Source organism: Xanthomonas translucens pv. undulosa (assembly GCF_017301775.1).
GTDB classification, from domain to species: domain Bacteria; phylum Pseudomonadota; class Gammaproteobacteria; order Xanthomonadales; family Xanthomonadaceae; genus Xanthomonas_A; species Xanthomonas_A translucens.
In genome coordinates this window covers 2,647,809-2,660,232 of sequence record NZ_CP063993.1, presented here as the reverse complement: position 1 = coordinate 2,660,232, position 12,424 = coordinate 2,647,809, and the positions used below count along the sequence as shown (strand labels likewise).

Below are 12,424 nucleotides of genomic sequence, written 5' to 3'. Positions count from 1 at the left end.
CTGTCCCACTGAAACGGACGCCAGGAAGCGATACTTTCACCGCAACCTGGAGGTTTCCATGCAACGCATTACCCGTCGTCGCTACACGGACGATTTCAAGGCCCAGGCGACCGCCTTGGCAGAGTCGGTTGGTCGCGCCAAGGCGGCCCGTCAGTTGGACATGTCGGTCAAGACGTTGGGCAATTGGGTGGATGCTGCGCGTGCCGGCCGCCCGTGCAGTTCTCCCAGCCGCAAGCCGGTGAGTGAGATGGAGAGCGAGCTGGCTCAGCTACGGGCCGAGAACGCCACGCTCAAAATGGAGCGCGAAATCCTAAAAAAAGCGACGGCGTTCTTCGCCAGGGAGTCCAAGTGAGGTACGCCTTCGTCGCGCGTGAACGGACTCACTATCCGATCCGGATGTTGTGCCGCGTGCTGGCGGTGTCGGTCTCCGGCTTCCATGGGTACCTGCACCGCCGCGATCGCCCGGACCCGGAGGCGGCCCTGCGCGCCGACCTGCGCACGCTCCACGCCGGCAGCCGTGGCACCTACGGACGCCCGCGCATGGTCCGTGCGCTGCGCGCATGCGCGCACGCCGTGGGCCACAAGCGCGTGGCCCGGCTGATGCGGGAGGAGGGGCTGCGTGGCAAGACCAAGGGCCGCTTCACGCCGCGCACGACGGACAGTCGGCATGGCCGGCCGGTGGCCGAGAACCGTCTGGATCGTCAGTTCGCTGTGGATAGCACGGTGCCGGCCTGGGCCGGTGACATCACCTACGTCCCGACCCGCGAGGGCTGGTTGTATCTGGCCACCGTGCTCGATCTGCGGACTCGGCAGGTGCTCGGCTACAGCCTGTCCGAGCGGATGCCCGACGATCTGGTACGGCAAGCGTTCCTCAATGCCTGGTCGGCCTCGCCGGTCGGTGCCGGCGTGCTGTTCCACTCCGACCGCGGCAGCCAGTACGCAAGCGGCGACTTCGGCAAGACGCTGGCCGCGCACGGCTTCGTGCCGAGCATGAGCCGCAAGGGCAACTGCTGGGACAACGCCGTCGCCGAGAGCTTCTTCGCCACGCTCAAGAACGAAGAGGCCACCGGCGTCTACGAGACCCGGGCCGCTGCCCACGCCGCCATCGCCAGCTACATCCATGGCTTCTACAATCCCACGCGCTTGCACTCGGCGCTTGGATACCTGTCCCCCAACGACTATGCCAAGACACTGAAGCAAGCCGCTTAACCCCCTGCTTCTTGGCGTCCGTTCTCAGGGGGCAGGTTCATAGGGCCCCTACGGCGTTATGTCTTCCGACTGATCATCGGAGGAGGTGCCGGAAGTCCAGTCGCTCCTGAAGCTTCGAGCTTGTGCTGTAGATCGGCTCCCGCCCTCCGTTTGCTGGCCCACGATGTCCGTACGGTATCCAGAGTCCGCCGCTGGCGTGAACTCGCATCCACAAGGCAGGACCGGGCGCAGCGATGATCGTGTTCACCCCACGATGGAGGAATCGCTCATGTCCCCAGTCGTCGGCATCGACGTCGCCAAACGCAGTTTCGACTTGGCTATCGACCTGGCCAACAGCAAGTACCGCACCAAGGCCAAGCTCCCCAACGATCCGAAGGGCTTTCAGATCCTGCAGACGTGGCTGCAAACCCATGCGCAGGCGGACAGCTGGATCGTGATGGAAGCCACCGGCACCTACCACGAGGCCCTGGCCGAGTTCGTGTATGGGTTGGGATACCGCGTGTGCGTGCTCAATCCGGCGCAGATGGCGCTGTATGCACGCAGCCAGCTAACCCGGGTCAAGACCGACCGCAGCGATGCCAAGCTGATCGCCAGCTACGGCCAGCGCCATGCGGCCCAGCTGCGGCCCTGGCAGCCCGATCCGCCGGCGCTCAAGCGGCTCAAGGCGCTGGTGCGGCGCCGGGACGACCTGTTGCAGATGCTGCAGATGGAGCGCAACCGCTTAGACGTCGCAGCACTGGTGGTGCGCGACTCGCTCCTGGAGAACATCGGCCAGTTGCAGGCGCGCATCGCGCAGATCGAACGGGCCATCGACGACCAGATCGATCAGGACCCCACCTTGCGTGGGCAGCGCGAACTGCTGGTGAGCATCGACGGGATCGCCGGCACCAGCGCGGCGTTGATGCTGGCGGAACTGGGCAATGTGGAGCGCTTCGCCCATGCCTCGGCAGTGACCGCCTTTGCCGGGCTCAACCCCCGGCTGCAGGAGTCCGGCAAGCGTCAGGGCCAGGTCTGCATCTCCCGCACCGGCTCCCCGCGCCTGCGCGCCGGCCTGTTCCTGCCGGCCTTGGTCGCCATGACCCACAACCCAGTCGTCCGTGCGCTGAAGCAGCGCATGCGCGAGCGTGGCAAGGCCAACAAGCAGATCATCTGCGCCGCCATGCGCAAGCTGCTGCACATCGCCTACGGCGTGCTCAAATCACGCACGCCCTTCGATCCTCAAAAGACCCTTGTCTGTTAGGGAGGAAGACGGTATCTACAGGAGAGCTGCGCGCTTGTGTAGGAGCGGCTTCAGCCGCGACGAGCGGAGCCATCCAGCTATCCGGCTTCGGATGCTGTCGGGACTGAAGTCCCTCCCACAATGCACCCAGCCGGCTCGCCGCAAGTCATTGTGGGAACGACTTCAGTCGCGACGCGCGGAGCCATCCAGTTGCCAGGCTTCGGAAGCGATCGTGACAGATGGATGAAGCCCCTCCCTCCCGCACCCAGCCGGCGCGCCGTTGTCGTGCGATGTCATACCGCGCCTCTCACACCAGTTGCAGATCCCGCGCATGCGCCTGCGGGAACACATGCTGCAATTGCGCCGGCGACAGGCCCCACATGCGGCTCAGCAAGCCGGCGAACAGGTCGCGGTAGTTAGTCAGCACCGGGTAGTCGCGATCCTGGAACAGCGTGTCCTTGCTCACTGCGACCTGCTCGCCGGCGATGCGGCCGCCGTTGACCGCGCCACCCATCACCCAATACGTGGTGCCGTGGCCGTGGTCGGTGCCCTTGTCGCCGTTCTCGCGGAATGTGCGGCCGAACTCGGACAGCACCACCACTACGGTGTTTCGCCATTCCGGTCCCAGCGCCTCGGCATAGGCGGCCAGGCCCTCGGACAGGTTGCCCAGATTGGTCGCCAGCGGACCATCGGTGCTGCCCTGGTTGACGTGCGTGTCCCAGCCGCCGACATCCACGAAGCCGAGCCGGTAGCGCTCGCGCATCAGCGTGGCGATGCGCCGAGTCTCGTCGGCGAAGGTGCGGGCGCTGGCGGCGCCGCGGTTGGCCTGCTGCATTTCGTCCTGCAACGCCTGCGACACCTGCTGGCGCAACGCCAGGCCCTCGTGCGCGGCGCTGGCCAGGCTCGTGCCTTGATACATCTGCGCCAGGATGGCGGCCTGGCGCTGGTCGAAGGCCGGCGTGGCATTGCGCTTGAGCGACAGGTTGGGAATGTCGCCGCCGCCCTGGAAGCTCAGCGGCAGCGAATCGGTGAACGCGATCGCCGGGGTGCCGGTGGCCACCTGCGACAGCCGCGCCAGGAACCCGGAGCGGTAATCGCTGCGCTGCCCGGCCGGCTGCCCGGCCTCGATGCTGTCCTGGGTTTCGAAGTGGCTGCGCGACAGGTCGTCGGTGCCGGCGAACGGCACGAACGCCAACTGCTTGTCGTTCCACATCGGCTGCAAGGTGTCGCGCAACCGCGGGTTCAGCCCCCACTGCGCGTCGAGCGCGATGGCGCTGTTGGGGTTGGCCGGATCCGGCAGCGCGATCGCCAGGGTTGGCCGCGACGCGTAGTAGAAATCGCTAGCGTAAGGAATCAGCAGGTTGTTGCTGTCGTAGCCGCCACGCAGGAACACCACCAGCAACCGCGGCGACGGCGACGGCGCGGCGAACAGGCGCCCGGCGAACGGCAGGCTGGCCGCCGCGGCAGCGGAGGCGAACAGGAAATGGCGACGGTGCATGGCAGGGACCTCCGTGATCGCTGGACGCGGCGCCGATCGCGGCGCCCAGCGCGATGAACCGGATCAGCGGTAATTGAAGTCGGGCGACGCCAGCAGGAACGCATTCCACTCCTGCTGCGAGCGCGCCTGCGCCAGCGCCTTGCGGGTGGCATCGCCGAGCTGCGGTGCAATCGCCTGGTAGTACAACGGCGTGGTCAGTTGCGGGAAACCGCCGCCCTGCTGGCCGTCGCTGGTGAACAACTGGGTGTTGCCGCCGCCGATCGCGCGCGCGATCTCGAAACGCTGCGCCATCTGTCCGGAACTGTTCCAGGCGCTGGACTGCAGCGGCCAGCCGTCGGGGGTGATGCGGCCATAGCTCGGCTCGCCCATCTGGCTCAGCCAGCCCAGCAGCGGCTGCGGATTGACGATGGTCTGCCCGTCGTAGGCCAGACGCAGCGACGACACCAGGAAGCGGTACGGATCCTTGAACTTGTGCGGCGCCCCGGCGGCCATTTCCGGCGCGGTGAACAGCACCTGCAGCACGGCGGCGATGTCGCCATCGCTGTGCTGGAAGGTGCGCGCCATCTTCTCCACCAGCGCCGGCGGCGGATCGTCGGCGACGAAATACTCGGCCAGGCGCCGCGACACGAAATGCGCGCATGCCGGCTGGCGCACGATCAGCTGCACCGCGCGCTCGACCTCGTCGAAACCGCCGCCGGCGATGCGCTGGCCGAGCAGGGTCTTGTCGCCGGGCTGGTGCCGCGCCGGATTGAATTCGAACGCGCCGCGGCGCAGGTATTGCGCCTGCTGCGGCGGCGACAGCTTCGGCGGCGCATCGCGGTTGGGCGGGGCGATGCCGACGCCGGTGAGGATCAGCGCCAGTTGCTGCACATCGTGCTGGCTGTAGCCGCTGTCCACGCCCAGCGTGTGCAGTTCCATCAGTTCGCGCGCGTAGTTCTCGTTGACTCGGAGAACTTGCCCAGCGCGTGCGGGCGGATCGCGTTGTCGGTGTAGTCGGCGACGGTCCAGTGCAGGCAGCCCTTGTCGGCGAACACGCTGAAGTGGTTGCGCCAGCAGCGCATCGGCGCGCTTTTTTGGCATCGCCGCCGGGTATCGCCGATTTACGGCTGGCGCGTCTACAGCTCCTTGAGCAGCTTCTGTAACGGCATATGCACCGCCTCGTAACTATCGAGCGGCGCGCGCACCGGCGCAGGCGCGGCCGCGTCGCCGCGGGTGGCCTGCAGCGGATCGTTCAGGAAGCGCTTGCGCCCATCGTGCTGCAGTTGCGACCCGCTGGCGCTGTCCAGGCCGGTGGTCATCGATTGCAGCCAGCGCGCATCGTCGCGCTCGAGCACCTTCTGGCTGCCGGCGATGGCGGCCACGGTGAACAACACCAGCAATAGCGCCAGCAGCAGCCGCTGCGCGGTGCGCAACGCACGCAGTCCATGCACGCGCAGACGCACTACAGGACGATGCAGGGGCTCGGGCATGCGGCGCTCCTTGGACGGAAAGACCGGGTGTCACAACCAATGCAGTATCCGCGTCTGTGTACGCCAGGGGTTAAGCGAATGTCGGAAGCCCAGCCGGCGTTTGCGCGGGATTCACCTGAAGCGCACGAACCAGCTGTTATAGGCCAGGCGGCATGGTCACCAGGAAGCGCGCGCCGCCCAGTTCCTCGGAGCGGCTGACCTGCAGCTCGCCGCGATAGCCCTTGACCAGATCCTGCACGATCGCCAGGCCGATGCCGTGGCCATGCACGCGTTCGTCGCCGCGCACGCCGCGCTGCAGGATGTGCGCGACCTCGTCCGGCGCGATGCCGGGGCCGTCGTCTTCCACCGACATCACCAGGCCGGCGCGGCGGCTGCCGGCGGCCGGGGCCGGACGCACGCTCAGCAGCACCCGCCGCCGCGCCCATTTGAAGGCGTTCTCGAGCAGGTTGCCGAGCAGTTCCTGCAAGTCGCCGGGTTCGCCGTGGAAACGCGCGCTCGGCTCGATGTCGAACTCGCACAGCACGCCCTTGGCCGCGTACACCTTCTCCAGGCCGCGCACGATCTCCTCGGCGTTGGGTTCGATCGGCAGCGGCGCGGAGAACAGCTTGTGGCCGCTGGAAGCGGCGCGGCTGAGCTGGTAGGTCACCAGGTTGTTCATGCGCCGCAGCTGCGCGTCCAGTTCCTCGCGCAGCTCCAGGCCCTGGGTGCCGCTGTCGAGCTGGGTGCGCAGCACCGCCAGCGGCGTCTTCAGGCTGTGCGCCAGGTCGGCCAGGGTGTTGCGCTGGCGGTCCAGGTTCTCGCGCTCGCTCTCGATGAAGGCGTTGATGCTGTCGGTCAGCGGCTCCAGCTCGCGCGGATGGCGATCGCCCATGCGCACCGCTTCGCCGCGCTGCACCTTGGTCAGTTCGTTGATCACCCGCCGCAGCGGGCGCAGGCTCCATTGCAGAATGAAGGCCTGCAGCAGCAGCAGGATCAGCCCGGCGCCGCCGAGGTTGAACCACACCCGGCCGCGGAATACGCGCAGCTGCGCGCCCAGCGCGCGGGTGTCTTCCATGATGTAGATGGTGACCGGGGTTTCCTTGTCGCGGCGCACATAGGCCAGGCCGATGCCGTAGCGGTAGACCTCGCCTTCGCTGCCGTCGATCTGGGTCATCGGCCAGGGACCGTCGAAGGTCTCCTGGCGCGGTTCAAGCATGCCGCCCTTGGGCGGCAGCGGACCCTCGCTGGACATCGAGATCCAGCGTTCGTTGGGCATCACGATCTGCGCGTACAGGCCGCTGCCCGGCCGGTCGAAGTGCGGGTCCGGCGGCGGCTTGTCGTAGTTGATGTACAGCGAGCCGTCGCGCGCCACGTCGACATTGTTGGCGTAGGCGGTGGCGTAGCTCTTCAGGCGCTCGCGCAGGTTGCTCAGCGCGGTGTCGGCGAAGGCCTGGTCCAGCGCATAGCCGGCCGCGGCCAGGAACGCCACCAGGCTCAGGCTGGCGGCCAGCAGCTGGCGCGCCTGCAACGAACGCGGGCGCCAGCGCTTGTACCACTTGGGCCGTGCCACCACGCCGTCGCGTCCTTCGCTTGCTTGTCGCAGGCGCGTGGGATCAGCCTTCGGTGCGCGGGATGGCGAAGCGGTAACCGCGGCCGCGCACGGTCTCGATCGGCTTCAGCTCGCCGTCCGGATCCAGCTTCTTGCGCAGGCGGCCGATGAACACTTCCAGCACGTTGGAATCGCGATCAAAATCCTGCTGGTAGATGTGCTCGGTGAGGTCGGCCTTGGAGACCAGTTCGCCGGCATGCATCATCAGGTACTCAAGCACCTTGTACTCGTAGCTGGTCAGATCCACGTTGCTGCCGCTGACGCTGACTGTCTGCGCGGCCAGATCCAGCGCCACCGGCCCGCATTCCAGGGTCGGCTTGCTCCAGCCCGCAGCGCGGCGCAGCAGCGCGTTGACCCGCGCCAGCAATTCCTCGACGTGGAACGGCTTGACCAGATAGTCGTCGGCGCCCTGCTTCAGACCCTCGACCTTGTCCTGCCAGCTGGAACGCGCGGTGAGGATCAGCACCGGGAACTTTTTGCCTTCGTCGCGCAGCGCCTTGATCAACTCCATGCCCGACATCTTCGGCAGGCCAAGATCGATGATGCCCACGTCGAACGGCACTTCGCGGCCCATGTACAGGCCTTCCTCGCCGTCCTGCGCCGCATCCACCGCAAACCCCTCGCGCTTCAGGCGAGCAGCCAGGGTTTCTCGCAGCGGGGCTTCGTCTTCGACCAGAAGGATACGCATGAACTCTCCCTAATGACTTACAGGTGGCCGGCGGCCGGGGCAGTGTGTGACAAGCTGAACCAGACTATCCAGGTCAGGGGTTATCGTCGCGTGGTGGTTCCTGCACGTCGCTGGGGCGCGGCACGCGCGGCGGCGCCATACGGCCGGGCTGCGGATCGTCCATGTAGCGCACGCGGCCACGACCATCCATGTATTTGACGCGGTTGATGTCGCGCCCGTCGAACGGCACGCGCTCGGCACCGAGGATCTGTCCACCGGTGGACCGCTGCACCCGGCGCACCGCGTCGGACAGCGAACTGCCGTTGTAGTCGCGCGGCCGGGCCGCCTCGCCGGGCGGCACCATGGGCGACACGCCAGGCGGACCCGGCTGCTGCGCCCAGCCGTCGGCAACGGCCATGAGCGCGAATGCGATCACGGCGGCGGTGCGGTAGCGGCGGAGAGTGGGCGAGGTCACGAGCGTGCATCCTAACGGACTGATCGGAAACGTTCAAAAGTTGTGAAACCGGATGCCGGGCAGCGGCACCGCGATTTCGCAAAATGGAGCCAAATTCTTGATTTTTCGGGGTGAATCCGATCTGAACTTTTCCCCCAGCGGCCGGCGGCGTTCAGTGAAATGAACTTCCGATTCCAGGCCCGCGAGCCGTCCCTGCCGGTGCCCGGCCCCGCCTCGGCAAGGCTCTGCCGCCGCTGCCGCAGCGGTGCGGACTGCCGCGGCAAGCTGAACAAATTAACTGAACGGGGGACCGAAAGGGAAGCGCGGCATTCGTCTGGACAGCTTGCGTTGGGCAGTGGCGCGCGCGAACCGCCGCGCTTGCCCACCTCGCTACGCCGCGACGCGGGGCGTCCCCTCGGTCACAAGCAACGCCTGTTCCAACAGCGCCCAGTCCGCGCCCAGCCGGTGCGCGCCTTCGCTGAGCACCTGGCGGAATGCACGGCCGCCCGGCTGACCGTGGAACAGGCCGAGCAGGTGGCGGGCGATGTGCTTGAGGGCGACGCCGTCGGCCAGACGCGTCTCGACATAGGGCCGCAGCGCGCGCAGCAGCGCGGCGCGCGGCCGCGGCGTGGCGCCGGTCAGGGCCGCGTCCAGCCGGTGCAGCACATAGGGATCGTGATAGGCCGCGCGGCCCAGCATCACCCCATCCACGGCGTCCAGTTGCGCGCGTGCCGTGTCCACGTCGGCCAGCCCGCCGTTGAGCACGACCTGCAACTGCGGCCGCTCGCGCTTGAGCCGGTAGGCCCAGTCGTAGCGCAACGGCGGCACCTCGCGGTTCTCCTTCGGCGACAGGCCCTGCAGCCATGCGTTGCGCGCATGCACCACAAACAGCCCGCAGCCGGCCGCGGCGACCTGATCGACGAAAGCAAGGAAGACCTCGTAGTCGTCGTCCTGGTCCACGCCCAGACGGCACTTCACCGTGACCGGAATGTCTACCGCCTGCACCATCGTCGCCACGCAGTCGGCGACCAGCGCCGGCTCGCGCATCAAACAGGCGCCGAAACGCCCGGCCTGGACCCGGTCGGATGGGCAACCGCAATTGAGATTGATCTCGTCGTAGCCCCACCCCTGGCCGATCCGCGCCGCCTGCGCCAGCAGCGCCGGATCGCTGCCGCCGAGCTGCAGCGCCAGCGGATGCTCGACCGCATCGAAGCCCAGCAAGCGCGCGCGATCGCCCAGCACCACGGCATTGGCGTGCACCATCTCGGTATACAGCCGCGCCGACGGCGCCAGCAGCCGGTGGAACACGCGGCAATGGCGGTCGGTCCAGTCCATCATCGGCGCAACGGACAGGCGCAGGGAGGCGGCGTAGCGCGCGGACAGGTCGGAGGTCGGGAGCGGAAGCGTCATCGGGCGCGGCGGTGCTGCGCTGTCGCCTGCTGGCGGAAGCGTCAGATCATTGGCTTTGGGATCAATAGCTTACACGTTCGCCGTGAACGTTGCCGGGGAACGCCGGCGAATTCACTTGGCGCTTGACCCGCAGCCGCATCCAGCCTATCGTGCGCTCGCCGAAGGTATCCATCGCTTCATTCGGATGAAGGGATGGATTTAAACGGGAATCCGGTGAAGGCCGGCGCCGCAAGCGCCTGCCCATTCCGGAGCTGCCCCGCAGCGGTGAATGGAAACGACCTCCGTCAATGGCACTGGGCCGGCGCATGCCGGCCTGGGAAGCGGCGGACAGTAGGCGCGCAGCCGGCACGGTGCGCTCGTCCATCAGCCCGAATACCGGCCCCGGCCGGAGGACCTGTGCGTCCTCCGATTCGACCTGGCACCTCCGCGGGGAGGCGGCCGGAAGCCGTGCCGTGGCCCTGCGCCGCGCCGCGCTCTTCCGCCTGCCCGCGTGGCGCCGGTTCGCCCGCGGGGGCGAAGGTCGCTGGCGTGGCGGGCGTCCCGTGCGAACGGGCGGACGGCGCGCGGTTCCTTCGTTCCTCAATGCCTATGACCGCAATGAGGAAACGCAAATGACGATCGTGACCAACCTGGGCTTCCCGCGCATCGGTGCACGGCGCGAGCTCAAACGTGCGCTGGAAAGCTACTGGCGCCGCGAAACCGATGAGGCAAGTCTGCACGACACGGCGCGGCAGCTGCGCCAGCGTCACTGGCAACTGCAGGTCGAGGCCGGGGTGGAGCTGCCGCCCAGCAACGACTTCAGCCTGTACGACGCGATGCTCGACACCGCGTTCCTGGTCGACGCGATCCCGCAGCGCTACCGCGCACTGGCCGATGCCGATCCGCTGGCCGGCTACTTCGCGATGGCGCGCGGCACGCAGGAAGGCGGGCTGGACCTGCACGCGCTGGAAATGACCAAGTGGTTCGACACCAACTACCACTACCTGGTGCCGGAACTGGCGCGGCGCCAGCACTTCCGCCTGCGCGGCGACAAGCCGCTGGCCGAATTCCTGGAAGCCAAGGCGCTGGGCATCACCACGCGGCCGGTGCTGATCGGGCCGGTGACCTTCCTGCTGCTGTCCAAGACCGTGGACGGCAGCGATCGCTGGGCGCTGCTGGACAGCCTGCTGCCGGTCTACGCCGAACTGCTGCAGCAACTCGACGCGGCCGGCGCCAACTGGGTGCAGATCGACGAGCCGGCCCTGGTGCTGGACCTGGACGAGGCCGCGCGCGAGGCTTATCGCCGCGCCTATGCGTTCCTGGCCAAGGCGCCGCGACCGAAGCTGCTGCTGACCACGTATTTCGGCGAACTGGGCGACAACCTGGAGCTGGCCGCGGCGCTGCCGGTGGACGGCCTGCACGTGGATCTGGTGCGCGGCGTGGCGCAGCTGGACGCGGTGCTGCAGGCGTTGCCGGCCGGGCGCGTGCTGTCGGCGGGGCTGGTCAACGGCCGCAACGTGTGGCGCACGCCGCTGGAGAATGCGCTGACCCTGGCGCGCTACGCGGCCGGGCACGTCGGCCGCGAGCGCCTGTGGCTGGCGCCGTCGTGCTCGCTGCTGCACGTGCCGGTGGACCTGGAACAGGAAAAGGCGCTGGACCGCGAACTGCACGCCTGGCTGGCCTTCGCCAAACAGAAACTGCAGGAGTTGCGCACGCTGGCCGACGCGCTGCAGGAGTTGCCGCATGCGCAGGCCGAGTTGGACGAGGCGCGCGAGGCCTTGGCCACGCGGCGTTCCTCGGCGCGCGTGCATCGCCCCGAGGTCGCACGCCGGGTGGCGGCGTTGAGCGAGGACGCCGGACGCCGCCAGTCGCCGTATCCGCAGCGGCGCGACGCGCAACAGGCGGCGCTGCAGCTGCCGGCCTACCCGACCACCACCATCGGCTCGTTCCCGCAGACCGCGCAGGTGCGGCAGGCGCGCGCGCAGCACAAGGCCGGCAAGCTCGGCGATGCCGAGTACGACGCGTTCCTGGCCGCCGAAACCGAGCGCTGCGTGCGCGCGCAGGAGCAGATCGGGCTGGACGTGCTGGTGCACGGCGAGTTCGAGCGCAACGACATGGTCGAATACTTCGGCGAGCAGCTCGACGGTTTCGCCTTCACCAAGCATGGCTGGGTGCAGAGCTACGGCTCGCGCTGCGTGAAGCCACCGATCATCTACGGCGACGTGCAGCGGCCGGCGCCGATGACGCTGCGCTGGACCCAGTACGCGCAGTCGCTGACCGACAAGCCGATGAAAGGCATGCTGACCGGGCCAGTGACGGTGCTGCAGTGGTCGTTCGTGCGCGACGATCAGGAACGCGCGCAGACCTGCCGGCAGATCGCGCTGGCGCTGCGCGACGAGGTGCGCGACCTGGAGGCGGCCGGCATCGGCGTGATCCAGATCGACGAGCCGGCGATCCGCGAGGGCCTGCCGTTGCGCCGCGCCGACTGGCAGGCGTACCTGGACTGGGCCGTGCAATGCTTCCGCATCGCCGCAGCCGGGGTGCGCGACGCCACTCAGATCCATACCCACATGTGCTACTCGGAGTTCAACGACATCATCGAGGCGGTGGCGGCGATGGACGCGGACGTGATCTCGATCGAGACCTCGCGCTCGCGGATGGAACTGCTCGATGCGTTCGTGCGCTTCCGCTATCCCAATGCGATCGGCCCGGGCGTGTACGACATCCACTCGCCGCGCGTGCCCAGCACGCAGGAGATGGTGCAGTTGCTGGACAAGGCGCGCGCAGTGCTGGATCCGCAGCAGCTGTGGGTCAATCCGGATTGCGGGTTGAAGACCCGCGGCTGGCCGGAAACGCGCAACGCGCTGGAAGCGATGGTGGCCGCGGCGCGGCAGCTGCGCGCGCAACAGGCGCAAGCGGCGTAAGTCGGCG

The 12,424-nt window shown here is 68.0% G+C and carries 9 protein-coding genes, 1 pseudogene and 1 riboswitch; of the genes and pseudogenes, 4 read left to right on the top strand and 6 right to left on the bottom strand.

Annotated features, from left to right (window positions below):
* Nucleotides 1-58: 58 nt before the first annotated feature.
* The 3 genes from ISN38_RS11160 to ISN38_RS11150 all read left to right on the top strand — a co-directional run bounded on the left by ISN38_RS11160 (nucleotide 59) and on the right by ISN38_RS11150 (nucleotide 2,449).
* Nucleotides 59-352: a transposase gene (locus ISN38_RS11160; protein WP_038237253.1), complete on the top strand. Its 294-nt coding sequence runs from the start codon at nucleotides 59-61 to the stop codon at nucleotides 350-352.
* Nucleotides 349-1,209 (top strand): IS3 family transposase, encoded by an 861-nt coding sequence (locus ISN38_RS11155; protein ID WP_060748765.1) that lies wholly within the window; start codon nucleotides 349-351, stop codon nucleotides 1,207-1,209. Before ISN38_RS11160 ends, ISN38_RS11155 begins: the two co-directional genes overlap by 4 nt.
* Before the next feature lie 268 nt (nucleotides 1,210-1,477).
* Complete coding sequence (locus ISN38_RS11150) at nucleotides 1,478-2,449, top strand: IS110 family RNA-guided transposase (protein WP_047324345.1); 972 nt, start codon at nucleotides 1,478-1,480, stop codon at nucleotides 2,447-2,449.
* A gap of 286 nt (nucleotides 2,450-2,735) precedes the next feature.
* On the opposite strand, the gene ISN38_RS11145 is transcribed toward ISN38_RS11150, so the two are convergent.
* The 6 genes and pseudogenes from ISN38_RS11145 to dusA all read right to left on the bottom strand — a co-directional run bounded on the left by ISN38_RS11145 (nucleotide 2,736) and on the right by dusA (nucleotide 9,514).
* Nucleotides 2,736-3,926, bottom strand: a complete 1,191-nt coding sequence (locus ISN38_RS11145) for a DUF1501 domain-containing protein (protein ID WP_058363950.1) — start codon at nucleotides 3,924-3,926, stop codon at nucleotides 2,736-2,738.
* 63 nt (nucleotides 3,927-3,989) lie between these two features.
* Nucleotides 3,990-5,395: pseudogene (locus tag ISN38_RS11140) on the bottom strand (DUF1800 domain-containing protein).
* Between the two features lie 136 nt (nucleotides 5,396-5,531).
* Nucleotides 5,532-6,902, bottom strand: coding sequence for an ATP-binding protein (locus ISN38_RS11135; RefSeq protein ID WP_170874039.1), 1,371 nt, complete (start codon nucleotides 6,900-6,902; stop codon nucleotides 5,532-5,534).
* An 85-nt stretch (nucleotides 6,903-6,987) separates the two neighbouring features.
* Nucleotides 6,988-7,671, bottom strand: a complete 684-nt coding sequence (locus ISN38_RS11130) for a response regulator transcription factor (protein WP_003469280.1) — start codon at nucleotides 7,669-7,671, stop codon at nucleotides 6,988-6,990.
* Between the two features lie 73 nt (nucleotides 7,672-7,744).
* A complete protein-coding gene (locus ISN38_RS11125; protein ID WP_222936973.1) occupies nucleotides 7,745-8,068 on the bottom strand; it encodes a hypothetical protein in 324 nt (107 codons plus the stop codon).
* Between the two features lie 426 nt (nucleotides 8,069-8,494).
* Entirely contained in the window at nucleotides 8,495-9,514 is a 1,020-nt protein-coding gene (dusA, locus tag ISN38_RS11120; RefSeq protein ID WP_003469276.1) for a tRNA dihydrouridine(20/20a) synthase DusA, read from the bottom strand.
* A gap of 144 nt (nucleotides 9,515-9,658) precedes the next feature.
* Nucleotides 9,659-9,912: riboswitch (cobalamin riboswitch) on the top strand.
* A 213-nt stretch (nucleotides 9,913-10,125) separates the two neighbouring features.
* Here dusA and metE point away from each other — a divergent pair.
* Nucleotides 10,126-12,417 carry a 5-methyltetrahydropteroyltriglutamate--homocysteine S-methyltransferase gene (gene metE, locus ISN38_RS11115; protein WP_003469274.1) on the top strand — a complete coding sequence of 764 codons (2,292 nt, stop codon included), beginning with the start codon at nucleotides 10,126-10,128 and terminating at the stop codon, nucleotides 12,415-12,417.
* The last annotated feature ends 7 nt before the right edge of the window (nucleotides 12,418-12,424 follow it).